The organism is Achromobacter sp., assembly GCF_057314935.1.
This window is the reverse complement of sequence record NZ_DBHKZA010000053.1, coordinates 1-23,471: the sequence shown is the minus strand read 5'-3', so window position 1 is coordinate 23,471 and position 23,471 is coordinate 1. Positions and strand designations below refer to the sequence as shown.

18 protein-coding genes and 1 tRNA gene are annotated in these 23,471 nt (G+C 67.2%); 5 read left to right on the top strand and 14 right to left on the bottom strand.

Translation table 11 applies throughout. From position 1 onward, the window contains the following. Nucleotides 1-1,555: DEAD/DEAH box helicase (locus tag ACO6D5_RS19340; RefSeq protein ID WP_485826246.1), on the bottom strand; the 1,555-nt coding region annotated here is incomplete at its 3' end. A 304-nt stretch (nt 1,556-1,859) separates the two neighbouring features. Between ACO6D5_RS19340 and ACO6D5_RS19335 the strand changes: the two genes are divergently transcribed. Next, nucleotides 1,860-3,332, top strand: coding sequence for a YdgA family protein (locus ACO6D5_RS19335; protein WP_485826245.1), 1,473 nt, complete (start codon nt 1,860-1,862; stop codon nt 3,330-3,332). 82 nt (nt 3,333-3,414) lie between these two features. Here ACO6D5_RS19335 and ACO6D5_RS19330 read toward each other — a convergent pair whose 3' ends face one another. The 8 genes from ACO6D5_RS19330 to ACO6D5_RS19295 form a co-directional block, all read right to left on the bottom strand. Continuing rightward, nucleotides 3,415-4,623, bottom strand: a complete 1,209-nt coding sequence (locus ACO6D5_RS19330; RefSeq protein WP_485826244.1) for a metal-dependent hydrolase family protein — start codon at nt 4,621-4,623, stop codon at nt 3,415-3,417. Nucleotides 4,624-4,648: 25 nt separating this feature from the next. Further along, complete coding sequence (locus tag ACO6D5_RS19325) at nt 4,649-6,379, bottom strand: ABC transporter ATP-binding protein (RefSeq protein WP_485826243.1); 1,731 nt, start codon at nt 6,377-6,379, stop codon at nt 4,649-4,651. A gap of 7 nt (nt 6,380-6,386) precedes the next feature. Continuing rightward, complete coding sequence (locus ACO6D5_RS19320; protein ID WP_485826242.1) at nt 6,387-7,313, bottom strand: ABC transporter permease; 927 nt, start codon at nt 7,311-7,313, stop codon at nt 6,387-6,389. Between the two features lie 169 nt (nt 7,314-7,482). After that, nucleotides 7,483-8,454, bottom strand: coding sequence for an ABC transporter permease (locus ACO6D5_RS19315; RefSeq protein ID WP_006224503.1), 972 nt, complete (start codon nt 8,452-8,454; stop codon nt 7,483-7,485). Nucleotides 8,455-8,598: 144 nt separating this feature from the next. Continuing rightward, a complete protein-coding gene (locus tag ACO6D5_RS19310) occupies nt 8,599-10,206 on the bottom strand; it encodes an ABC transporter substrate-binding protein (protein ID WP_006224504.1) in 1,608 nt (535 codons plus the stop codon). Nucleotides 10,207-10,561: 355 nt separating this feature from the next. Next, nucleotides 10,562-11,950 carry a GTPase/DUF3482 domain-containing protein gene (locus ACO6D5_RS19305; protein WP_485826241.1) on the bottom strand — a complete coding sequence of 463 codons (1,389 nt, stop codon included), beginning with the start codon at nt 11,948-11,950 and terminating at the stop codon, nt 10,562-10,564. Beyond that, nucleotides 11,943-13,385, bottom strand: a complete 1,443-nt coding sequence (locus ACO6D5_RS19300) for a DUF2868 domain-containing protein (RefSeq protein ID WP_485826240.1) — start codon at nt 13,383-13,385, stop codon at nt 11,943-11,945. Before ACO6D5_RS19300 ends, ACO6D5_RS19305 begins: the two co-directional genes overlap by 8 nt. A 104-nt stretch (nt 13,386-13,489) precedes the next feature. Continuing rightward, nucleotides 13,490-14,380: a helix-turn-helix domain-containing protein gene (locus tag ACO6D5_RS19295; RefSeq protein WP_485826239.1), complete on the bottom strand. Its 891-nt coding sequence runs from the start codon at nt 14,378-14,380 to the stop codon at nt 13,490-13,492. A gap of 163 nt (nt 14,381-14,543) precedes the next feature. Between ACO6D5_RS19295 and ACO6D5_RS19290 the strand changes: the two genes are divergently transcribed. Next, nucleotides 14,544-15,437 (top strand): DMT family transporter, encoded by an 894-nt coding sequence (locus ACO6D5_RS19290; RefSeq protein WP_485826238.1) that lies wholly within the window; start codon nt 14,544-14,546, stop codon nt 15,435-15,437. A gap of 16 nt (nt 15,438-15,453) precedes the next feature. Here ACO6D5_RS19290 and ACO6D5_RS19285 read toward each other — a convergent pair whose 3' ends face one another. From ACO6D5_RS19285 to ACO6D5_RS19265, 5 genes are all read right to left on the bottom strand, one after another. Continuing rightward, nucleotides 15,454-16,650 carry an aminotransferase class V-fold PLP-dependent enzyme gene (locus ACO6D5_RS19285; RefSeq protein ID WP_485826237.1) on the bottom strand — a complete coding sequence of 399 codons (1,197 nt, stop codon included), beginning with the start codon at nt 16,648-16,650 and terminating at the stop codon, nt 15,454-15,456. A gap of 12 nt (nt 16,651-16,662) precedes the next feature. Further along, nucleotides 16,663-17,136: an Atu1372/SO_1960 family protein gene (locus tag ACO6D5_RS19280; protein WP_315844865.1), complete on the bottom strand. Its 474-nt coding sequence runs from the start codon at nt 17,134-17,136 to the stop codon at nt 16,663-16,665. Nucleotides 17,137-17,242: 106 nt separating this feature from the next. Next, the gene (locus tag ACO6D5_RS19275) at nt 17,243-18,157 is read right to left on the bottom strand and encodes a LysR substrate-binding domain-containing protein (protein WP_485826236.1); all 915 of its coding nucleotides are present in this window, start codon (nt 18,155-18,157) and stop codon (nt 17,243-17,245) included. Between the two features lie 160 nt (nt 18,158-18,317). After that, a tRNA-Asn gene (locus ACO6D5_RS19270) sits at nt 18,318-18,393 on the bottom strand. Between the two features lie 66 nt (nt 18,394-18,459). Next, complete coding sequence (locus ACO6D5_RS19265) at nt 18,460-19,260, bottom strand: IclR family transcriptional regulator (protein WP_485826235.1); 801 nt, start codon at nt 19,258-19,260, stop codon at nt 18,460-18,462. A 145-nt stretch (nt 19,261-19,405) separates the two neighbouring features. On the opposite strand from ACO6D5_RS19265, the gene ACO6D5_RS19260 reads away from it, so the two are divergent. The 3 genes from ACO6D5_RS19260 (at nt 19,406) to ACO6D5_RS19250 (ending at nt 23,352) form a co-directional block, all read left to right on the top strand. Next, nucleotides 19,406-20,827 (top strand): amidase, encoded by a 1,422-nt coding sequence (locus tag ACO6D5_RS19260; RefSeq protein ID WP_485826234.1) that lies wholly within the window; start codon nt 19,406-19,408, stop codon nt 20,825-20,827. 30 nt (nt 20,828-20,857) lie between these two features. After that, nucleotides 20,858-21,823, top strand: a complete 966-nt coding sequence (locus ACO6D5_RS19255) for a Bug family tripartite tricarboxylate transporter substrate binding protein (protein WP_485826233.1) — start codon at nt 20,858-20,860, stop codon at nt 21,821-21,823. 140 nt (nt 21,824-21,963) lie between these two features. After that, complete coding sequence (locus tag ACO6D5_RS19250) at nt 21,964-23,352, top strand: GntP family permease (RefSeq protein WP_485826232.1); 1,389 nt, start codon at nt 21,964-21,966, stop codon at nt 23,350-23,352. The last annotated feature ends 119 nt before the right edge of the window (nt 23,353-23,471 follow it).

The window sequence follows — 23,471 nt, the reverse complement described above, 5'->3', positions numbered from 1 at the left end:
TGCCCAGCAACGCCGCGCGGGGGGCGCCGGACGGACGGCCCTGAGCCGGACGTCCTGAGCCGCCGTTGCCGGCCGGGCGGGCAGTGCCTTCCGGACGGCGCTGGCTTTGCTGCGGGCGGCCTTCGGCGCGGCCGGCGTGCGCCGGACGGTCAGCGGGCTTGCCGTCGCGAGCACCGCCGTTGCCGCGGCCTTCGCCGCCGGCACGGGCCGGCGCGGGGGCACGGCCACCAGTGGCGGCGCGGGGCTGGCCCTGGGCCGGACGCGAACGGCCGGCGCCGGCATTGCCGCCACCGTTGCCGCGACCGGCGTTGCCGCCACGGCCGCCGCCGCCATTGCGGTTGCCGCCGCGCGGGCTACGGGCGTCTTCGTCGCGTTCCTGGCGCTCGAAAGCGGCAGCGCTGGTCGGGGACGGGGTCCAGCCTTCGACCGGCTTGCGCTCGATCGTCTTTTTGATCAGGCGCTCGATGTCCTTCAACAGCTTGATTTCGCTGTTGTCGACCAGCGAGACCGCGGCGCCGGTGGCGCCGGCGCGGCCCGTACGGCCGATGCGGTGCACGTAGTCTTCCGGCACGTTGGGCAGTTCGAAGTTCACGACCTGGGGCAGCTGGTCGATGTCCAGGCCGCGGGCGGCGATGTCGGTGGCGACCAGGACCGTCACGGTGCTGTCCTTGAAGCCGGCCAGCGCGCGGGTGCGGGCCGATTGGCTCTTGTTGCCGTGGATCGCGGCGGCGGTCAGGCCGTCCTTGACCAGCTTTTCAGCCAGGCGGTTGGCGCCGTGCTTGGTGCGCGTGAACACCAGCACTTGATGCCAGCCGCTTTCGCGGATGATGTGGCTGATCAGGTCGCGTTTGTGGTGCTGTTCCACCATGTGCACCGTCTGGGTGACCAGTTCGGTGGCGGTGTTGCGCGGGGTCACCGAGACTTCGCCCGGGTTGTTCAGCACGCCGCGTGCGAGCGTGCGGATTTCGTCGGAGAACGTGGCCGAGAACAGCAGGTTCTGGCGTTGCTTGGGCAGCAGCGCGAGGATCTTGCGGATGTCGCGGATGAAGCCCATGTCCAGCATGCGGTCGGCTTCGTCCAGCACCAGGATTTCAACGCCGGACAGGTCCACCGTCTTCTGGCCGCAATGGTCCAGCAGGCGGCCGGGCGTGGCCACCAGGATGTCCAGCGGCTTGCGCAGCGCGGAGATCTGGGGGTTGATGTTGACGCCGCCGAACATCACCATGGACGTCAGCGAGGTGTATTTGCCGTAGGTCTGCACCGATTCCGCGACCTGCGCGGTCAACTCACGCGTCGGGGTCAGGATCAGGCAACGGGGGCGGCCGGGCTTGCGCAGTTCCGGCTTCTGCTGCATCAGCAGGTGCAGGATCGGCAGCGTGAAGCCGGCGGTCTTGCCGGTTCCGGTCTGTGCGGCGGCCAGCAGGTCGCCGCCTTTGAGCACTTGCGGAATGGCTTGGGCTTGAATGGGGGTGGGTGCGGTGTAGCCGGTATCGGCAATAGCGCGCAACAGGGAATCAGCCAGCCCGAGGTCGGCAAAGGGGGAAGAGGTAGTCAAAACAACTCCAGCGGCAGCCCGTCGCTCAAGTTGAGAGACTCCAATCCAGGCGGACGAATAAGGAGAAAAGGGAAGCGCCCTGATGGGCGAAGCTTGGCAGCGAAGGGCCTAGCGGACGTGTGCAGATTGGCAAAGCACACGGTGCGATTGTAGCTGATGTGGCATTGCAGCACCGGTGGAATTTTCGCAGGGCGGTATCACCAAGTAACATATTGCATCGCCTATGCACGAAATAAGTGTTTTCCCTAGGCGGCACTCCCTATAATCCGTGCGCTTATATCCATTTGAAGAATAAAGGATCTCTATGAAGAAGTCGGCATTAGTGGGTGTCGTTGTTGTCCTGGGCGCGGTGTGGACCGGCACGGCCTGGTACACGGGCCAGAAGGCCGAGGACTTCGTGAACCAGTCGATCGCGACCGCCAATGACAGCTTGAAGACGTTCAGCGACAAGTGGGGCATCGCCTCCAAGGTCGAACTGGTGTCGTTCGAGCGCGGCGTGTTCTCGTCCACCGCGCGCTACCGCGTGAAGTTCACCGCGCCCGCCGCCGAAGGCAAGCCGGCCGAAGATCGCGACGTGCTGTTCGTCGAGCACCTGAGCCACGGCCCCCTGCCCCTGTCCAACCTGAAGACCGGCGCGTTCATGCCGGCCATGGTGGCCAGCGACTTCGCGCTGGAAGAGACGCCGGCCGTCAAGGAATGGTTCGCCGCCGCCAAGGGCGCCACGCCGCTGACCGGCCACTACAGCGTCAGCTACGCCAAGAACATCACGGGCAAGTTCAACCTGGCCCCGGTGGAAGTGGCCAAGGGCGACACGAACCTGAGCTTCTCGGGCATGACCGGCAACGTCGAATACGCCACGGGCACGAAGCACGGCGTCGTCGATCTGAAGACGGACAAGCTGGTGCTGTCCGGCCAGTCGGAAAACAGCGACATCGTCAGCATGGCCCTGCAAGGCATCACGCTGGAGAGCGACATGACGCCGGCCTCCAACGACATGTACGTGGGCACCCAGAAGCTGACGTTCAAGGATTGGACGATCACGTCCAAGGAAAAGCCGCCCGTCCAGTTCAAGGACACCACGATCGCCGTCGACGTGACGGAAGCCAATTCGCTGCTGGGCGCCAAGATGGCCCTGGATTTCGGCATGATCAACGTGCAGGCCAAGGACATGGCCGGCATGAAGCTGGCCATCGACGTGCAGAAGCTGGACTCCAAGGCGTTCAAGGCGCTCAACGACGTCTACGAAGCCGCTTCGCGTCGCATGATGCAGAGCAAGGGTGAAGAGCAGACGCCGCAGTTCACGCCTGAAGAGCAGCAGATCCTGAAGACCAACGTCGAACTGTTGCTGGCCGGCAATCCGACGCTCGCCGTGTCGCCGCTGGAAGTGCGCACGGCCAACGGCACGTCCACGTTCAACCTGAACCTGGACCTGGCCAAGCCGGCCTCCATGGACGGCGAGTTCGCGGACACGTTGACGCAAGCGGTGCGCAAGCTGGACGCCAAGCTGGTGCTGTCCAAGGGCAACCTGACCGACCTGATGGCGATCGAACCGCAAATGCGCGGCGTGCCGGCCGAACAGGCCGCCCAGACCGCCAAGGGCCAGGCCGAAATGGTCGGCACCATGGCGGCCGCGATGGGTATGGCCAAGGTCGAGAACAACAACATCGTCTCGTACCTGAACTACGCCGACGGTCAGGTCGACTTCAACGGCAAGAAGATGCCGGTCGAGCAGTTCCTGATGATGGTGATGAGCGGCGCAATGGGTGGCGCGCGCTAAGGCGCAGTCCCCGCACGCCGCATCAAGGAAAAAGCCGCCGCGCTTCACGGCGCGGCGGCTTTTTCTTTTTATCGTCGGGCAGTCAGAACGGCAAGGCGCCCGCGGCCACCTCGCCGTTGCGCAGCACCGCCACATGGAAGCGCTTGTCGGCCGCTTTCAGGATGTCTTCCGTGGGATCGCCCTGCACCAGCAGCAGGTCGGCCACCTTGCCATCGGCCAGGACGCCATGCTGGTCCAGGCCCATGAGGTCGTGGCCGCGCGAGGTGCCGGCGATCAGCGCGTCCACCGGCGTCATGCCGAATTCCACCATGTAGGCCAGTTCCATGGCGTTTTCGCCATGCAGGTTGAACGGCGTGCCGGCATCCGTGCCCATCGCGATCCGGCCGCCCGCCTTGTAGTACATCTGGAACGATTCGCGGTGGCGCTGTTCCACCGCGCGCGCCTTCTCCACGGCATAGGCCGGGATGCCGTTGTCGGCGTTGGCGATGATGTTGCGCACGGCGGCGATGGTGGGCACCAGATAGGTCTGGGCCTCCAGCATTTCGCGCAGGCAGTCGTCGTCCATGAAGATGCCGTGCTCGATGGAATCGATGCCGGCGCGCACCGCGTTCAGGATGCCCTGGGTGCCTTGCGCGTGGCTGGCGGTGCTTTTGCGAAAGCGCTTGGCCTCGTGCACGCCCGCCTTCAATTCGTCGAAGCTGTAGTGCGCGTCCATCGGGCTGACCCCGGGCGTCATCACGCCGCCGGTCGCCATGATCTTCACGAGGTCGCAGCCGGCGTGCACCTGTTCGCGCACGGCCTTGACCACGTCTTCGCAGCCGTCGGCGATGCGGCCGATGCGGTTGCCGTGGCCGCCCGTCATGCAGATGATGCGCCCCGACGCCTTGATGGTGGGGCCGGGGAAGACGCCGCGCGCGATGGCGTCGCGCACGCCGAATTCCAGATAGTCCTTGCCACCGCAGTCGCGCAGCGCCGTGACGCCGCCGCGCAGGCTGGCCTGCGCGTTCTCCAGCGCGGTCAGCGTGATCTGCGCCGGGCCTTGCTTGCTGAGCTGCGCATTGGGATCGGCGCCGCCGGTATAGACCAGGTGGACGTGGCAGTCCGCCAGGCTGGGCATCAGCGTCATGCCGGTGGTGTTGACCTGCATGCCGGCGTAGCCTTCGAATTCGGCCGCCGGCGCCACGCGCGCCACCCGCTGGCCGTCGACCAGCACGCCGTGGCCTTGCAGCATCTTGCCCTCGCCATCGAATACCTGTCCGCCGATGAAGAGGGTCTGTCGTGTCGCCGTCATGTCTCGCTCCGGTTGCGCTCAGGCATCAGCCTTCCACCACGTCCAGTCCCTCGCGGGACATGGATTGCAGGCGGGGCATCAATCCAAGCAGGTGTTGGCTATAGGGGTGTTGCGGGTGGTCGAACAGGCTTTCCGTTTCGGCCACTTCCAGCAGTTCGCCGTAACGCATCACGCCGACGCGGTCGCACATCTGGCGGATCACAGGCAGGTCATGACTGATGAACAGCATGGTCAGGCCCAGTTCTTCCTGCAGGTCTTTCAGCAGGTTCAGGATCTGCGCCTGGATGGACACGTCCAACGCGGAGGTGGGCTCGTCGCAGATCAGGAAACGCGGGCGCGTGGCCAGCGCGCGGGCGATGCAGATGCGCTGGCGCTGGCCGCCCGAGAATTCGTGCGGGAAACGCTCGGCCGCGCGGTCGCCCAGGCCCACCACGTCCAGCAGGTCGGCCACGATGCGGCGGGCCTCGGCCTCGCTTGCCGCCAGCTTGTGAAAGCGGATGGGCTCGGCCACGATGTCCAGCACGCGCATGCGGGGGTTCAGCGACGAGAACGGATCCTGGAAGATCATCTGGATCTGGCGCCGGAACGGGTTGAGCTGCTTTTCGCCCTTGAGCGCGGTCAGGTCCGTGCCGCCGAACGTGACGGAACCTTCCGAGGGCGTGTACAGCCCCGAGATCAGCCGCGCCACGGTGGATTTTCCGGAGCCGGATTCGCCCACCAGCCCGAAGACCTCGCCTTCGCCGATCGAGAAGTTCACGCGCTTGACCGCGTCCAGCGTGCGCTGGTTGCGTTTGAACAGCGCGCTCTTGAGCACGAAGCGCATGGACAGGTCGCGCACCTGCACCAGCGGACCGTCGGTATGCGCGCCGAAGTCGCGCCGTTGGCCCAGCCAGTGCGTGGCCAGGTCCAGGGGCTGCGACGGCGTCTTCACGTCTTCGATGTAGGTGACCAGCGGAAAGCGCTTGAGCTTGATGTCCGGGCGCGGCACGGCCGAGATCAGGCTGCGGGTGTAGGGGTGGTCGGGGTCGCCCAGGATCTTGGCGGTGGGGCCTTGCTCCACGAGCTTGCCGTGGTACAGCACCGCCACGCGGTCGGTCACGTCCGCGATCACGCCCATGTCGTGCGTGATGATGATCATGCCGACCTGCTCTTCGCGGCACAGCTTTTTCAAGAGCTCCAGGATCTGCGCCTGGATGGAGACGTCCAGCGCGGTGGTGGGCTCATCGGCGATGATCACCTCGGGTTCGCAGCACAGTGCCAGCGCGATCACCACGCGTTGCCGCATGCCGCCCGAGAACTGGTGCGGGTACTGCTGCACGCGCAGCTCGGGCTGGTCGATGCCGACCTGCACCAGCAACTGCACCGCGCGCTTCTTGGCTTCGGCGTGCGACAGGTTCAGGTGCACCTGCATGGTTTCGACCAGCTGGCTTTCCACCGTCTGCAAGGGGTCCAGCGAGGTCAGCGGATCCTGGAAGATCATGCCGATGCGGCGTCCGCGCACTTTGCGTTTCTGCGCCGGCGTCAGCGTGTCGATACGTTCGCCGTTCAGCAGCACCGAGCCGCCGGCCAGCCGCCCGGGCGCTTCCAGCAAGCCGATCACCGCGTTGCCGATGGTGGACTTGCCTGCGCCGGATTCGCCGACCACGCCCAGGATCTCGCCCTTTTCCAGGGACAGCGATACGCCGTCCACCGCCACCAGCGTGCCGCGTCGGCTGGGGAATTCAATGCGGATGTCTTCGATGTTCAACAGGGCCATGACGTCCTCAGCGCAGCTTGGGGTTGAGCGCGTCGCGCAGCCAGTCGCCCAGCAGGTTGACCGATAGCACCAGCGCCACCAGCGCGATGCCGGGGAAGATCGAAATCCACCACATGCCCGAGAACAGGTAGCTGTTGCCGATGCGGATCAGCGTGCCGAGCGACGGCGACGTGACCGGCACGCCCACGCCCAGGAACGACAGCGTGGCCTCGGTGATGATGGCGATCGCCAGGTGGATGGTGGCGATGACCAGCACCGGCCCCATGACGTTGGGCAGGATGTGGCGGCGCAGGATGGTGACGGGGCCGATGCCGATGAGGCGCGCGGCCTGCACGTATTCCTTGTTGCGTTCGACCAGCGTGGAGCCGCGCACGGTGCGCGCGTACTGCACCCAGCCCGAAATGCCGATGGCGAAGATCAGCACGTACAGCGCGAGTTGGTCGTGCATGTCGCGCGGCAGGATGCCGCGCGCCACGCCGTCGATCAGCAGCGCGACGAGGATGGCGGGAAACGACAGCTGCACGTCCGCGATGCGCATGATGAAGCTGTCGATGCGGCCGCCTGCGTAGCCGCTGATGAGGCCGAGCGTGACGCCCAGCACCATCGAGAACAGCACCGAGGCAAAGCCTACCAGCAGCGACACGCGCGAGCCATACAGTACGGCCGACAGGATGTCGCGGCCCTGGTCGTCGGTGCCCAGCAGGAAGTCGGGGCTGCCGCCCTCTTCCCAGGCGGGCGGCGTGTTCGCGTCCATGATGCTGAGCGACGCCAGGTCAAAGGGGTTGTGCGGCGCGATGACGGGCGCGAACAGCGCGCCCAGCAGGATGGCCAGCGTGACGGCGGCGGCAATGATGGCGCCGGGCGACCGCTTGAAGCTGTGCCACAGGTCGCTGTCGGCGGCGCGGGCAAACATTGGAGCGATGCGAGCAATCATTTTTTTTCCTTTTTTACCGCTGGGCCGTCCCAAGGTAAAAAGCACCCCCTCGGGGGGCAGCAAGCCGAAGGCGCGGCGTGGGGGCGATTTTCCACCGCTGGGCCGTCCCAAGGTAAAAAGCACCCCCTCGGGGGGCAGCAAGCCGAAGGCGCGGCGTGGGGGCGATTTTTCATTTGCTCTGCACGCGCAGACGCGGGTCTACGGCGAAGTACAGCAGGTCGACGACCAGATTGATGACGACGAACATGAACGCGATCAGCACCAGATAGGCGGCCATCACGGGGATGTCCACCATGCTGATGGCCTGGATGAACAAAAGCCCCATGCCGGGCCACTGGAACACCGTTTCCGTGATGATGGCGAACGCGATGATCGAACCCAGCTGCAGCCCGGTGATGGTGATGACGGGCACCATCGTGTTCTTCAAGGCATGGCGGAAATTGATCAGCCGTTCCGGCAGGCCGCGGGCGCGCGCGAACTTGATGAAGTCGGCGCGCAGCACCTCGAGCATCTCGGCGCGCACCAAGCGCATGATCAGCGTCATCTGGAACAGCGCCAGCGTGATGGCGGGCATGATCAGCGCCAGCCAGCCCGACTTGGTCAAAAAGCCGGTGGTCCACCACCCCAGGCTGACGACGTCGCCGCGTCCGAAGCTGGGCAGCCATCGCAGCTGCACGCCGAACACAAGAATGAGCAGGATGCCGATCAGGAACGTGGGCAGCGAGATGCCGGCCAGCGAGATCGCCATGAAGGCCTTGGACAGCACGCCGTGCCGCTTGAGCGCGGTGTAGATGCCCATCGGGATGCCTAGCGCCAGCGCCATGACGGCGGACACGAAGGACAGTTCCAGCGTGGCGGGCATGCGCTCTTCAAGCAGTTCGCTGACGGGCCGGCGCTGGCGGTACGAGATGCCGAAATCGCCCTGCACCGCATTGCCGACGAAGCGGGCGAACTGCACCACGAAGGGGTCGTCCAGGCCGAGCTCGACACGCAGCTGCGCGCGTTGTTCGGGCGTGGTGTCCTGGCCGACCATGCTGGCGATCGGGTCGCCCACATAGCGGAACATGGAGAACGCGATCAGCGCCACCGTCAACATCACCAGCACCGACTGGATAAGCCGTTGCGCAATAAAGGAAAGCATTATCGGATGCCCTCGTTTGCAGATAACGCCGGGCCGCGTTTCCGTTGAAAGCGGGAAGCGGGGCTGGGCCGGGCGCGCCCGGACGGCTTGCGCCGTCCGGGGCTCACATCGTCAGGAAATCAACGCAGGGATTGCGGCAAGCGGTTACGGCAACACCACGTCGCGCAGGTCGAGCACGTCGTCGGCGCGCTGGATGACCTTGATGTTGTCCTTCACGCCCCAGGACATCGGTTGCTGGTGCAACGGCAGATAGCCGAAGTCGCTGCGCACGATCTCGAACGCTTCCTTGATCATGGCGTTGCGCTTGGTCTGATCGGTTTCGACGCCGATCTTGTTGGTCAGGTCGTCCACCTTCTTGTTGCAGTAGCCGCCCAGGTTGAACTGACCAGCCGCCGTCTTCGCGTCGCGGCAGGCTGCCAGGTTCAGCAGCGCGTTGTGCGCGTCGGTGGAGCTGGGCGTCCATCCCAGCATGTACATGCTGGTCTGGTTGCCCGCCTGCAGCAGGATCTTGCCGAAGTACTTGGACTTGGTCTGCGCCAGCAGGTTGATCTTGATGCCGACGCGGGCCAGCATGCCGGCGACCGCCTGGCAGACCTTTTCGTCATTGACATAGCGGTCGTTCGGGCAGTCCATCGTTACCGTGAAGCCCTTGGGGTAGCCCGCTTCGGCCAACAGCTTCTTGGCGCGTTCGGGATCGGGCTTGTAGGGCGCGCCGTAGGAATCGGCGTAGCCGTTGATGGCGGTGGCCACCAGCGAGCCCAGCGGCTTGGCCGCGCCGCGCATGATCTTTTCGTTGATGGCCTTGGTGTCGACGGCCAGCACCACGGCTTCGCGGACCTTGGCGTCCTTGAAGGGGTTCTTGCCCTTCACGTCCGAGAACAGCAGTTCGTCGCGGTCCTGGTCCATGCCGATGAAGATGGCGCGCGCTTCGGGCGCCGTCAGCGGCTTGACGCCTTTGGCGTCTTCCAGGCGCTTCCAGTCCTGCACGGGCACGGGCTGCACCAGGTCCATTTCGCCGGAGATCAGCGCGGCCACGCGCGTGGCTTCCTGGGTGATCGGCTGGAAGATGACTTCGTCGACGTTGGTCTTGATGTCCTTGTTCCAATAGTCGCCATAGCGCTTGAGCACCGTCTTCACGTCGGGCTGGCGCGAGACCAGCATGAATGGGCCGGTCCCGTTGGCGTTCAGGTTGGCGTAGTTGCCCTGGTTGTCGCCCTTGACGTTGGTGGCTTCGGTGGTCTTGTTCTTCTCGGACCACGTCTTGCTCATGATGTACAGGAACACCCATTCGCGCGGCAGGATGGGGTTGGGCGTGGGGGTGGTGACTTCGATGGTGTAGTCGTCCACCTTCTTGATGTCGGAGGCTTTGGCGCCGTAGCCCTTCATGTCGGAGCCGGGCGTCAGGCTGCGCTTCCACGAGAAGATCACGTCGTCCGCCGTGAAGGGCGAGCCGTCGTGGAACTTCACGCCTTTGCGCAGCTTGAACACCCATTTGGTCGGCTCGGGGTTTTCCCAGCTTTCGGCCAGCAGGGGGGTCAGTTTCAGGTTGCCGTCGTAACCCGCCAGCGTCTCGTAGATATTGCCCTGGAAACCGAGCGTGAAGGTTTCGTTCAAGGCCATCGGGTCCATCGACGTGGCGTCGCCTTGATAGGACCAGTGGAACGTCTTGGCGGCCGCGCCGGCGCTGAATGCCAGGGATGCCGCAACGGCAGCCGCCAGCGCAGCCTGCTTCAGGTGGGGAAAAGTACGCATAGCCCTCATGCTCCGTGTAGTGCGCGGATCGCGCGACAGAAGTGACAGGGCCCCGGCCCCATCGGGATCCGGGGCATGGCGTTGCTGCTTACGACGAAAGACGGCGTGGGGTCAGATGGCGCGCGGCGCGAACTGCGCACAGGCCATGGAGGGCGATGCCGGGAATCACTGCCGAGGACTTCGACTTCACGATAGACCCAACCCCTTGTGATTGTCATGGCGGGGACGGACCGCGCCGATGCAGAACGAATCTTATAGATCGATTCGTTTAAGCGTCAATCGGTTTGGATTGGGGTTAGTCCGCGCTTGCCGTCGGCCTTGAATGGTGCGTTCCACGCCGGGAACGGCGCGGTGATCAAGCGTCCGGACGAGGCGTGGCGGCAAGGGTTTTCGCCAACTCGTGGACGATGCGCTTCCTGCGGTCGCTGTCTTCGTAATGCGTGCCCAGTGCCGACCATTCCGGACGGCTGCGCGCCTCCTTCAAGCCGTCGGGCAAGGGGCCCTTCTGCCAGGCGGCGTCATCCGGAAGGGCTAGTTTCAATGGCTCGCGCGCGGCATGGCCGCGGCGTTCCAGCGCGTCGATCAATTGCCGCTGGCGCAGCGCCAAGAGGCGCAGCACGGCGTCGTCCACGCTGATCTCGCGCCAGCCGCGCAGTTTGCCGGCCACGCGCTTGCCCAGCTTTTCGACGCCCTGCCACAGGCCGCCTGCGGCTGCGCCGATGAGCATGCCGGTGCCCAGGCTCAGGCCCGCGCTGAAGAGGTCCACCGCCGCGCCCGCCATCGCACCGGCGGCCGCACCCATGCCGACCTGCACGCCCATGTCTTTGAGCGCCTGCGGATGAAACAGGTCCATGCCCCAGCGTTCGCCTTGCAGCGGCAGTGCGTCATCCGAAAAATCAGATGGACGGAAGTTGTAGAGCGCCAGCAAGGCGTTCACGCAGGTCTGTTCGCGTTGCCGGACCTGATCGCGCAACTGGTTCGACACGGCGGCCAGCGCCGCCTCGTCGCTGGCGCTGGACACGTGCAGCGCCGCCACATCGACCAGCAGGTCGGCCAGCAGTTCGTAGGCGGCGGCGTGGCGTTCTCGGCGTTGCGCGGACAGGCTGTCGGACAGCCGCGCCAGCGCGCCCGCGTGCCGGTCCAGCAGCACGCCCAGTTTGGCGTACAGCTGTTGCTCGCCATCGAGAGGCGGCGCGACCGTGTCGAATTCCACCACCGCATGCAGGCCCAGCCGCGCCATCGCGCCGCGCCATTCGTCGGCGCGGTGGGCGGGCGCGTTCACGAAGTTCAGCACCGGCAGCAAGGGCCGGCCGCAGGCGGCCAGGATGGACAGTTCGTCGCGGTGCTTGCCCAGCACGGGATCGCGCGCATCGATCACATATAGCGCGGCGTCGCAGTCCAGCATCTTGGTCAGGACGCGGGCCTCCTGCTCGTAGCGGCCGTGCGCTTCGGGCGTGTCCAGGAAGCGGCGGATGCGCGCCGGGCCGTCCAGCCGTTCTTCGGGGCCATCCAGCCGCTCCAGGTATTCCAGCAAGGCGATGCTGTCTTCCATGCCGGGCGTGTCGAACCATTCGAGCACGGCGCGGCCTTCCAGGCGCAGCCGCGCGCCTTCGACGTGGCGCGTGGTGCCGGGGCTGTCGGCCACCTCGCCGAACGCGGTGTCGCGCGTGAGGGTGCGCAAGAGCGAGGTCTTGCCGGTGTTGGTGTGGCCCACCACCGCGATCTTGATGACGTCGTCAGCCATGGCCGGCCTCCAGCCACGCGAGCGGCGCAGTGGGGGTTTGCAGGATGGCGTCGGCAGGCAGGCCCAGGGCCAGCAGCCGTTCGCGCCACAGCGCGGCGCGTGTACCGGCGCCGGGCTGATCCTCTGCACCTGTGATGAGCCACACGCCGGTGGCCTGCGCGTGAGCGGACAGTTCGGCGATCAGGGACAGGGTGCCGCGGTCGGGCGTCTGGCGGGCGTCGCAGGCGATCAGCAGGCGCGAGGCCGCGGCCTGCGCCAGCGCGTCCAGCACGCGGTTGCGTTCTTCGCGCGTGTCCAGGTTGCCGGCCATCTGGAGGCCCGCGGACAGCCTGGCGGGCGGCCAGGCCAGGTCGGCGGGCAGTTCCAGGCCCAGCAGCACGGGCTGCCCGCCCAGCCCGGTAAGCGACGGCGCGCGCACGCGGGGTTCGTGCAGCGGATCCACGGGGCGGTCGATGCCGAGGGATTGGGCCGGGGGCTCCAGGCGGTCGCGTAGCGGCGAAAAACCGGCCAGCGTGGGGTCGATGCGTACGCGGCGCAGCGCGCGCAGCGTGGCGGCCACGCACAAGGCGCCCGCCAGCAGGCGCGGCAGGATGCCGTAGACCACCAGCACGCCGATCAGCCACAGGGACCACTGCACCTGCGCGTCGGCGGTCAGGGTCTGCGCGCCGTCGCTGGCGCGAATGACCGCAGCGTCCGGCATCGGGAAGCCCAGGTGCGCGGGCAGCCAGCCGATGGCCTGCGTCAGCCCCACGAAGGTGTCGGGCGCCAGCAGGGTGGTGGCCCAGATGAAGCGGTAGCTGGCGGTGGACAGCACCGCCAGCAGGGTCGCCAGCGCGGCGCACAGGGCGGTCAGCCACAACAAGTGGCTGATGGCGCCGAAGAGCCAGCGCAACGCGCCTGCGCGCGCCAGCAGGTTCAGGAAGGCCTGCGGCACCAAGGCGCCGTCGGGGCCGCGCGCCAGCTTGCGGGTGGCCCACAGCCAGAGGCGGCCCAGGCCGGTCACGGCCGACGCCCTGACGAGGAAGCTGGCCAGCCACAGCAGGAAGGTCAGCGCGTGCAGGCCGAGCAAGGCGCCCAGCGCCCACAGCACGTTGACCGGCCGCGATCCGTCGCCGAGCGCGCCCAGCGCGACGCCGATGCCCGACAACAGGGCCAGCACGAACAGCAAGGCCAGGACGCCCCGCGCGCTGCGCCGCCAGGCATCGACCAGCGAGGTCAGGTTTTCACGCTGCGCCAGCAGATCGGCGCGGGCCAGGATGCGCGCGGGCAGGTCGGTGTCCAGCTGCCGCACGCGCCGCACGGCATCGGCGTCGTCCAGCGGGCCCCAATGGGTTTCGCGCAGGCGGATGAGTTCGGCCAGCCAATGCGCGCGCAGCGGGCGCGGGGCGGCGGGGCCGGCCAGGGGATCGGAATCGCGAGAGGTCGGGGACGGCATCGCGTCGTGGGCAAGCGCGGCGGGGCCGCGGTGTCAGGCCGCTAAGGGCGATGGGCCATTGTAGACCGCGCGGGTCGGGAAACGGGGCCGGACGGCGGCCGCGTTCAATGCTGGCGGCGGGCGCTGCGGTACTGGCCGGGCGTGACGCCGATGGCGTCGCGGAACACCCGCGACAGGTGGCTGGCGTTGCCGAAGCCGCTGGCCTGCGCGATGCCGGCCAGGTCGCCCTTGCCGGCGGCCAGCAGGCTTCGGGCATGCGCCAGGCGGCGTCCGCGCACCCACGCATGCGGCGGTTCGCCGAACGACGTGTGGAACATGCGGGCGAAGTGGTAAGTCGACAGCGCGGCGACGCCCGCCAGCTGGTCCAGCGTCAGAGCGTCGTGCAGGTGCGCGTCCACGTAATCCATGACGCGCCGACGCACGGCGGGCGCCAGGCCGCCCCGGGCAGGCGGCGCAGACTTGCGGGCCACGCCCTGGTTCAGCAGGTGGTGCAGCACGGTTTCGGCCGCGCTGCTGGCCGCCAGCCGGTCGGCCGGCTGCGACCAGTCGGTGCCCAGCAATTGCCGGCACACGTCGATCAGCGAGTCGTCCTGGATGTAGGTGCGGTCGCGCAGTTCCAGCGTGCGGGGTTCGCAGTCCAGCCGCATGACGGCTTCGCGCGCGAGCCGTTCGGGGGCGATGTACAGGTGCAGGAAATGCACGGTGTCGTTCATGCACCAGCGCGAATAGTGTTCGGCGGGCAGCACGCAGAATTTGCCGGCGCCGCCGTGCAGGGTGTCGTGGCCGACCCTGAACGACTTGTCGCCGCCATGCAGGTACAAGGACAGCGTGTGATGGCCCGGGGTGTCGTAGCCCAGTGTTTCGTTGGCGCTGCGGCCCCATTGCGAAATCGCCATGCCTTCGCCCAGCGGGGAGGCGCGTTCCAACGTGGCGGTGGAGCGCGACAGGGTGCGGAAGACGGAGAAATCGGCCGGGGCCGAGGCGATGGTGCCCATAGGACTGAAATGCTACTGCGATCTTGCGCGCGCCGCGCGCGCGACGGTGCAAAAACCGCAAGATCCGGCAATCCGGGGCGGGCGGGGCGGCGCACACTGGCGCCAAGCCGGCGTGTGCCTTCGCCTGCCGGTTTCGTGTCCCTTATTTTCTGCCCATCGCATCGTGAATCTCTTCCTGTATTTCCTGACCGTCGTCATCTGGGGCACCACCTGGATCGCCATCAAGCTGCAACTGGGCGTGGTGGCCATTCCCGTGTCCATCTTCTACCGCTTCGCGCTGGCGGGCCTGGTGCTGTTTGCCGCCCTGTTGCTGACCCGCAAACTGCAGAAGCTGGACCGGCGCGGCCATTGGCTCTGCGTGGGCCAGGGCCTTTGCCTGTTCTGCCTGAATTTCCTGTGCTTCTACACCGCGACGCAGTGGATCCCCAGCGGACTCGTGTCGGTGGTGTTCTCCGCCGCCACGCTGTGGAATGCGCTGAACGCCCGGCTGTGGTTCGGCACCCGCGTCGCGCCGCGCGTGATGGTGGCCGGCGTGTTCGGCTTCTCGGGCCTGGTGCTCTTGTTCTGGCCCGAGCTGGCCAGCCAGCAGGCCAGCCACGAGACATTGTTGGGCCTGGGCTTCGCGTTGCTGGGCACGTTCTGCTTTTCCACCGGCAACATGCTGTCGTCGTTGCAGCAGCGCGCGGGCATCCGGCCGCTGACGGGCAATGCTTTCAGCATGGTCTATGGCGCGACGATCCTGTTGGCGGGTTGCCTGGTGGCGGGCCTGCCGTTCCAGTTTGATTCGTCGCCGTCCTATGTCGGCGCCCTGCTCTACCTGGCGATTCCGGGATCGGTGATCGGCTTTACCGCGTACCTGACCTTGGTAGGACGCATGGGGCCGGCCCGCGCCGCATACTGCACGGTGCTGTTCCCCGTCGTCGCGCTTACCGTGTCGACGGTGGCCGAGGGTTATCAATGGACGCCGTCGGCCTTTGCCGGGCTGGCGCTGGTGATGGTGGGCAACCTGCTCGTCTTCACGAAATGGTCGCCCTTCATGCGCCGCGCGCTGGCCTAAGGCGGCAATCGCCGGGCTAGCGCGCCAGTTGCCGTAGCCCGTCCAGCAGGCGGGCGACCTCGCCATCGCTGGTCAGATAGCTGACCGAGGCCCGCGCGATCTGCGTCAGGCCGCGCGCCTGCATGTCCAGCGGCGTGTAGGGCACGCCGTTGCTGCCGATGGTGATGCCCTGCGCAGCCAGGGCGCGTTGCACGGCCGCCGCTTCCTGTCCGGCCAGGTTGAAGGACACCAGGCCGGACAGCTCCCGGCCCTGATCCAGAACGGTGATGCCCGGGATGGCGGCGATTTCCGTTCTGAGCGACTGGGCTTTGGCATCGATGGTGGCGCGGATGGCCTCCAATCCGATGTCCAGCGCTTCCTGCAAGGCGTGGGCCAGCCCGCAGCGCAACGCCAGCGAGTTCTCGGCGGATTCCAGGCGGGCGGCATCCGCACGCAATTGCGGCTGGCCGTCCGCGCCCAGCGGGGCCGAATGGGTATCCACGAACGCGGGCGTGAGCTGGTCGAGGAAGTCGCGCCGCACGTACAACAGGCCCGTGCCGCGGGGGCCGCGCAAGGCCTTGCGGCCGGCGCCGCTCAGCACGTCGCAGCCGATCTCCGTCACGTCGATGGGCACCTGGCCGACCGCCTGCGCGCCATCCACGAAATACGGAATGCCATGCCGGCGCGCCACGCGGCCGATGGCTGCCGCTGGATTGATCAGGCCGCCGTTGGCGGGCAGCCAGGTCAACGCGATCAGGCGCACGCGTTCGTCCAGCATGGCGGCAAGCGCCTCCGGGTCCACGCAGCCGCTGTCATCCGAGGCGATGGTTTCCAGGACGGCGCCAGCGCGTTCCGCCCGCAGCCGCATCGCCGCCAGGTTGCCGCCCCATTCGTGACGGCCGACCAGGATGCGGTCGCCGGGTTTCCACGGCGCCATTGCGGCAAAGGCCGCGCCCCAGCCCGGGGAATTGCCGGTGGTCAGCGCGATCTCTTCCGGCTGCGCATTGAGCAGCCGGGCCGCCAGCGTGCGGGCGCTTTCGGTCAGCGCGCGCGAGGCCACGCCGGCCTCCATCGGGCCCTGCGCCGCCTCGCGCTGCAGATGCGCGTAGATCGCTTCCAGCGTGCCGGCAGACGGCAACGACGAGCCGGCGTGATTGAAGTGGACACTGGTTTGCGCGCCGGGAGTGCGGGCGCGCAACGCGTCGATGGCGTCAGGGGTCAGAGGGGCTGGCATGGCGGCTGGCGATCAGGCGGGGGTCAGGGCGATGACGGCTTCAATTTCCACGGCCACGCCCTGGGGCAACGATGCCACGCCGACCGCGCTGCGCGCATGGCGGCCGGCGTCGCCGAACACGTCCACCATCAGGTCGGACGCGCCATTGGCGATGGCGCTCTGGCGGTTGAAGTCAGGCGTGCTGGCCACGAACACGCCCAGGCGCACGACGCGGGCCACGCGGTCCAGGCGGTCGCCGGTCGCGGCGGCGATCTGCGACAGGATGCTCAGGCCCGACAGCTTCGCGGCTTCGACGCCGTCGGCGTCCGAGATCTGGTTGCCCAACTGGCCCAGATAGCGCGGCTTGCCGCCCTGGCGCGAGATCTGGCCCGAGATGGTGAGCAGGTTGCCCTCCAGGACGAACGGCACGTAGTTGGCGGCGGGCGCGGCGGCGGCTTCCAGGGTGTAGCCCAGTTCGGCCACGCGGCCGGAGATGGTGCGGGACATGTCGATTCACCTGCAAAAAGGGGTTGGCGGAAAAGTGCAAGCTTCGATGCTATCGGCCCCCGCCGCGCGTGACCAATCAATTCTTGCCTTTTACGCATGAGTAGAACTAATGCGTGTCCGCAGCCGCCCTCGCCGCTTGGACCAGCCAGTCATGCAACACCTGGGCCGGGGGCGTCAGGGCGCCACGGGGGGCGACGAACCACCAGCCGATGCGCGGATCCTCCAGCACCGTTGCCGGCAGCGCCTCGACCAGCGCGCCGCTGGCCAGGTGCGGGCCGATCAGCCGATGCCGGCCCATGGCCAGGCCTTGGCCGGCCAGCGCGGCTTCGACGACGATGTTGTAGTCATGCAGGTGAACGGTCCGGGCGCGGCCCAGGTCCATGCCGAATCGCCGGGCCCACGCATCCCATTCAAAGGGCTGCCTGGCATGCGAGGCAAGCAGCGGGTGGCGCAGCAGATCGTCCGGCGTGCGCGGGCGCTTGCGGCTGGCGATCAGGCCGGGGGCGCATACGACCGATAGCCGTTCGGCCATCAGCAGCCGCGAGGCCACGCCGGGCCAGCCGCCGCGGCCGTAGCGGATCGCCACGTCCACTTCTCCACCCGCCACATCGGCCAGGCCAATGTCCGGCTGCAGTTGCAGGTCGATGTCCGGGTGCGCGGCGGCGAACGCCGGCAGCCGCGGGGCCAGCCAGCGCGTGGCGAACGACGCCAGCAAGCCGACCTTGAGCGTCGCGCGCGCGGCAGCCGGCGCGCGAATGGCGTCGGTGCCCTGGCGCAGCAATTCAAAGGCGGCGTGCACGTGTTCGTAATAGGCCCGCCCGGCAGGCGTGAGCGCCACCGCGCGCGTAAGCCGTTCGAACAGCGTCACGCCCAGTTCGCTTTCCAAGCGCTGGATGTGGTGGCTGACCGCGCTTTGCGTGATGAAGAGCTCTTGGGCGGCCAGCGAAAAGCTCAGGCGCCGCGCTGCCGCTTCGAAGGCGCGCAAAGAGACCAGGGCAGGCAGGGATCGCGTGGAACGCATGGGCAAGGGGCGGAAAGCGTCAAGGCGGGATGCGCGTCATCCTACGCTTTGTGAAGGGCAATGCAAAAAGCCCGCAAACAGGTTGCGGGCTTTTTTAAGGGTACTGCGGGTACTGCTTGTCTTGCGAGCCGCGCGGATGAAGATTGCGCGGCTGAATTCTTGGCTCCCCGAGCTGGGCTCGAACCAGCGACCTGCGGATTAACAGTCCGTCGCTCTACCGACTGAGCTATCGGGGAACAGGTAGAGGGGCCGAATTATGCACAAAAAATCGAAAGAATGCAAAACGGCCTGGAAAATTTCAATCAGGCGTCCTGAATCGCCTGCGCCGTGCGGAACAGTTGCGGCACGATATCGCTCAGCAAGCGGTCGGTGGGATAGTCATGGCGCGGCGCTCTCACGCTGATTGCGGCCAGCGGCACGTCACGCGCGTCGCGCAGCAGCACCGCCGCGCCCACCTGGTTTTGCAGCACCTGGTCTTCGGTCAGCGCATAGCCGTCGTCGCGGGCCTGGCGGATCAACGCCAGCAAGGCGTCCGGGTCCACGACCGTGCGCGGCGTGAACGCGCGTGGCGGCGCCCGCAGCAGCGTCTGTCGGATGGCGTCATCGTCCTGCGGGGTGAGCAGCATGCGCCCGCCACTGTTGCACCACGCGGGCATGCGGCGGCCGGGCAGCATTTCGGCCAGGGTCAATTGCCGGCTGGGCAGGCGCAGCAGATAGATCATGTCGCTGCCGGCCAGCACGCTCATGTGCACGGCCAGGCCGCAGCGGTCGCGCAGCGCCACCAGATGCGGCGCGGCCATGGACACCAGCCGGTCGCTGCGCAGGAAGAAGTAGCCCAGTTCCACCACGCGCGGTCCCAGCCGGTAGCGGCGCGAGGCCGGGTCCTTGATCAGGTAGCCCATGCGCTCCCACGTGTGGATGAAGCGCTGCGCGGCGCTTTTGCCCAAACCCGTGATCGAGGCGATATCGGTCAGGCCCAACGAGTCCGAGGCGTCGCGGAACGCGTCCAGCACCCGCATGCCCTTTTCCAGCGACGCGACGAACAAGGGATCGTCGGCGTCCATGGCGGGGGTGTCGGCGACGGGAGAAGGACGTGTCGGCATAGGGTTCGGACCGGGCGGCGCAAGGGATCGGAGGCAGCGAAGACAGGGGCAGCGGTAGTTTCCCCGAATTGTCCGGGGCCGCAATACCCACTATAAAGTTGATTATTCAATACTTTGTATCGCATAGCAATACATCTACGCTGCAATGACCCAGACTTCCTCTTTATGCGACATGACCGCCGTGGCGCTGCGCGCCGAGATCGGCGCCGGCCACCTCAGCGCCCGAGACGTGACGGCTGCGCACCTGGCGCGCATCGACGCCTGCAATGCGCAAGTGAATGCGGTGGTGACCGTGGATGCCGAAGGCGCCCTGGCGCGCGCGGCCCAGGCCGATGAACGCCAGGCGGCCGGTCACCCGCTCGGCCTGCTGCATGGCCTGCCCATCGTGCACAAGGATTCGTTCCTGACGGCCGGCATGCGCACGACTTACGGGTCGCCGCTGTACCGCGACTTCGTGCCCGAGCGCGACAGCCTGATCGTCAGCCGCGAGCGCGCGGCCGGGGCGATTACCTTGGGCAAGACCAACCTGCCCGAATTCGGCGCCGGCTCGCAGACGTTCAACCCGGTATTCGGCGCCACCCGCAATCCCTACGACCTGCGCCTGACGGCCGGCGGCAGCAGCGGAGGCGCCGCCGCCGCACTGGCCACGCGCATGGCGCCGCTGGCAGACGGCACCGACATGGGAGGCTCGCTACGCAATCCGGCCTCGTTCTGCAACGTGGTGGGCCTGCGGCCGTCGCCGGGTCGCGTCCCGCAGTGGCCGACGGCCAACCCGTTCAACGCGTTGACCGTGGCGGGCCCGATGGCGCGCACGGTCGCCGACGTGGCCCTGCTGCTGGCCGCTACCGCCGGCGCAGACCCGCGCGATCCGCTGGCCATCGAACAGGACCCGGCGCGCTTCGTGGACAGCCTGGCGCGCGATTTCAAGGGCGTGCGCATCGCCTATGCGCCGACGTGGGGCGGCCTGCCCGTTGAACGCGCGGTGCTGCAGGCGCTGGAACGCCAATTGCCCGTCTTCGCGGACCTTGGGGCCGTCGTGGAGCCCGCCTGCCCGGACTTCACCGGCGCGGACGCCTCGTTCCAGGCCCTGCGCGGCCAGGCCTTCGCGGCAGGCTATGAAGCCGTGCTGCGCGACCACCGGCATCTGCTGAAAGACACCGTCATCTGGAATATTGAATTGGGCCTGCAACAGTCGCCCGCTGCCTTGCTCCAGGCCGAGCGAGACCGCGCCGCCCTGTTCGCGCGCATGCATGCCTTCATGCAGAACCATGAATTCCTGATCGGGCCGGTCAGCCAGGTGCTGCCGTTCCCGGTCGAACAGGAAACCGTGAGCCGCATCGACGGCACGCCGATGCACAACTACATCGACTGGATGCGTTCAGGCTATTACCTGTCGCTGACCGGCCATCCGGCCATTTCGGTGCCCTGCGGCTTCAGCGACGCGGGTCTACCCGTCGGCATCCAGATCGTCGGCCGCTATCGCCAGGAACATGCGCTGCTGCAACTGGCGCACGCGTTCGAACAAGCCACGCAGTACTGGCGCCAGGCGCCCGTGCTGCCGCATTGAACACCACACCAACAACACAAGGGGAAACCAATGAACCAAACCGTCGCCCGTGCCCTCGCGCTGTGCGTCCTGGCCGCGACGCCGCTGATGGCTGCGGCACAGTCGTATCCGGACAAGCCGATCACCATGGTGGTGCCGTTCCCGCCCGGCGGATCCACCGACGTCATCGGCCGCCTTTTCGCCGTGAAGCTGGGCGCGCGCCTGGGCCAGACTGTCGTCATTGAAAACAAGCCCGGCGCCAACACCGGCATCGGCGCCGCCGCCGTCGCCCGCGCCGCGCCTGACGGCTACACGCTGATGATCACCGGCGCCCCGACGTTCACGTCGAACCCGCTGCTGTATCCGAACCTGAACTATGACCCGATCAAGAGCTACGAATACGTCGCCGTCGCCGGCAGCACGCCGTTCGTGATCCTGACGAACCCGCAGACCGGCATCGGCATCGTGGCGGACATCACGAAGCAGTCCGCCGCGCAGCCGCTCAGCTTCGGTTCGTTCGGCAACGGTTCCACCCCGCACATGGCAGGCGAATCGCTGGCCCAGCGCACCGGCGCCAAACTGCTGCACGTGCCCTACCGCGGCAGCGCCCCGGCCATGACCGACCTGATCGGCAACCAGATTCCGCTGTCGATCGACACGCTGGTGGCGGGCCTGCCCCAGATCAAGGCCGGCAAGGTCCGCGCCGTGGCGCTGACGGGCCGCGCGCGCTCGTCCCTGGTGCCCGAGGTGCCCACCGTTGCGGAAAGCGGCGTGGCGGGCTACGACTTCGAGACCTGGTTCGGCGTCGTCATGCCCAAAGGCACGCCCGCGCCCATCGTCGCCCGCATGTCCAAGGAAATCGAGGCCGTCATGGCGGAACCGGATACCCGCGCCAAACTGCAGGAGCTGGGCTTTGACGCCACCTACCAGGACCCGGCCGCGTTCCGCCGCAAGGTCGAGATGGAACTTGAGCGCAACGCGGCGATCATCAAGGCGTCGGGGATCAAGCCGGATTGACCGATTGGCGGCTCGTGGCGCCCTGATCGGAGCGCCTGCCCGCCTTTCCACCGTCGGCGCACGCGGCAAGTTGTAAGGCCGATCCCTTATGATGGCACCCGGAAGGCTCGCGACCTCTCTCGTTTTTTCTGGGTTCACACATGTCATCGTTCGACATTCAATTGCTGCTCACCGCCCTGGTGAGCGTCCTGGTGCTGGTCGCGCTTATTGTTTCGCGCATCCGCATGCACCCGCTGCTGGCGCTGCTGATCGTTTCCATCGGCGTCGGTTTCGCCACCGGCATGGAGCCCGTGGCCATCGTCAAGAACCTGACCGACGGCGCGGGCAAGACCCTGGGCGCGGTCGGCGTGGTGATCGCGCTGGGCGCCATGCTGGGCAAGATCCTGGCCGACTCCGGCACCACCGAACGCCTGGCCAACGCCATCCTGCGGCACACCTCGCCCCGGATGATCCCCTGGGCCATGACGCTGGTGGCGTTCGTCATCGGCATCCCCATGTTCTTTGAAGTCGGCCTGGTGGTGATGCTGCCGCTGATCTTCAGCGTGGCGCGCAAGCTCGAGAGCCAGCAGCGCTTCAAGGGGTCGGCCTACGTGTATGTCGGCGTGCCGGTGATTTCCGCCCTGGCGGCCATGCACGGCATGGTGCCGCCGCACCCGGGGCCGTTGACGGCGATCGCCACGTTGAAGACCACGGTCGGCCCGACCATGATCTACGGTTTCATCGCCGCGCTGCCGGCCATGGTGTTCGGCGGTCCGCTGTATGGCGCGTTCATCGCCCCGCGCATGACGACCCGTCCGGACGAGGCGCTGCTGGACCAGTTCACCGCCACCCGCGAAGCGGCCGCCGGCAACGGCGCGCCCAGCGTGGGCCTGGGCATTCTGGCGGCCTTGCTGCCGGCGCTGCTGATGCTGGTGCACGCCGTGGCCGAGATGCTGCTGCCCAAGGGCTCAAGCGGGCTGCACGTGGCCGCCTTCCTGGGCAACCCGGTGGTCGCCATGCTGCTGGGCGTGCTGTTCGCGGCGGTGACGCTGGTCTTCATGCGCCGCGGCGACGCCGAAAAGCTGCGAGAGGCGCTCGGCCAGAGCTTGAAGCCCATCGCCGGCATCATGCTGATCATCGCCGGCGGCGGCGCCTTCCAGCAGGTGCTGACCAGCGCCAAGGTCGGCGACGCCATCGTGCACCTGACGCACCAGTTCGCCTTCCCGCCGCTGATCCTGGGCTGGCTCATCGCCATGCTGCTGTCGGTGTCCACCGGTTCGGCCACGGTCGGCATCGTGGGCGCAGCCGGCCTGCTGGCGCCGCTGGCCGGCGCCGATCCCTCGTTGAACCTGCCGCTGCTGGCACTGTCGATCGGTTGCGGTTCGCTGTTCTTCAACTATGCCAACCATGCCGGTTTCTGGATGGTGAAAGAATCCTTCGGCATGACGATGGGTGAAGCCACCAAGACGATCTCGGTGGTGCAATCGATCGTGTCGGTGGTGGGCCTGATCATGGTGCTGCTGTTCAACATGCTGCCCCCGCTGGGCTGACGGCCCGGGCCGGAAACGGCCGCCGAAAAGCAAAAAAGCCCAACCGGATGGTTGGGCTTTTTGCTGGATGCTTTTGGTGCCGGTGAAAGGAATCGAACCCTCGACCTTCTCATTACAAG

Excerpts from the sequence above, each read along its gene's own strand:
- ACO6D5_RS19310 (WP_006224504.1), bottom strand. The coding sequence starts at position 10,206 with ATGCGTACTTTTCCCCACCTGAAGCAGGCTGCGCTGGCGGCTGCCGTT.
- ACO6D5_RS19255 (WP_485826233.1), top strand. The coding sequence starts at position 20,858 with ATGAACCAAACCGTCGCCCGTGCCCTCGCGCTGTGCGTCCTGGCCGCG.
- ACO6D5_RS19300 (WP_485826240.1), bottom strand. The coding sequence starts at position 13,385 with ATGCCGTCCCCGACCTCTCGCGATTCCGATCCCCTGGCCGGCCCCGCC.
- ACO6D5_RS19265 (WP_485826235.1), bottom strand. The coding sequence starts at position 19,260 with ATGCCGACACGTCCTTCTCCCGTCGCCGACACCCCCGCCATGGACGCC.
- ACO6D5_RS19335 (WP_485826245.1), top strand. The coding sequence starts at position 1,860 with ATGAAGAAGTCGGCATTAGTGGGTGTCGTTGTTGTCCTGGGCGCGGTG.
- ACO6D5_RS19330 (WP_485826244.1), bottom strand. The coding sequence starts at position 4,623 with ATGACGGCGACACGACAGACCCTCTTCATCGGCGGACAGGTATTCGAT.
- ACO6D5_RS19260 (WP_485826234.1), top strand. The coding sequence starts at position 19,406 with ATGACCCAGACTTCCTCTTTATGCGACATGACCGCCGTGGCGCTGCGC.
- ACO6D5_RS19280 (WP_315844865.1), bottom strand. The coding sequence starts at position 17,136 with ATGTCCCGCACCATCTCCGGCCGCGTGGCCGAACTGGGCTACACCCTG.
- ACO6D5_RS19320 (WP_485826242.1), bottom strand. The coding sequence starts at position 7,313 with ATGATTGCTCGCATCGCTCCAATGTTTGCCCGCGCCGCCGACAGCGAC.
- ACO6D5_RS19285 (WP_485826237.1), bottom strand. The coding sequence starts at position 16,650 with ATGCCAGCCCCTCTGACCCCTGACGCCATCGACGCGTTGCGCGCCCGC.
- ACO6D5_RS19295 (WP_485826239.1), bottom strand. The coding sequence starts at position 14,380 with ATGGGCACCATCGCCTCGGCCCCGGCCGATTTCTCCGTCTTCCGCACC.
- ACO6D5_RS19325 (WP_485826243.1), bottom strand. The coding sequence starts at position 6,379 with ATGGCCCTGTTGAACATCGAAGACATCCGCATTGAATTCCCCAGCCGA.
- ACO6D5_RS19250 (WP_485826232.1), top strand. The coding sequence starts at position 21,964 with ATGTCATCGTTCGACATTCAATTGCTGCTCACCGCCCTGGTGAGCGTC.
- ACO6D5_RS19275 (WP_485826236.1), bottom strand. The coding sequence starts at position 18,157 with ATGCGTTCCACGCGATCCCTGCCTGCCCTGGTCTCTTTGCGCGCCTTC.
- ACO6D5_RS19315 (WP_006224503.1), bottom strand. The coding sequence starts at position 8,454 with ATGCTTTCCTTTATTGCGCAACGGCTTATCCAGTCGGTGCTGGTGATG.
- ACO6D5_RS19305 (WP_485826241.1), bottom strand. The coding sequence starts at position 11,950 with ATGGCTGACGACGTCATCAAGATCGCGGTGGTGGGCCACACCAACACC.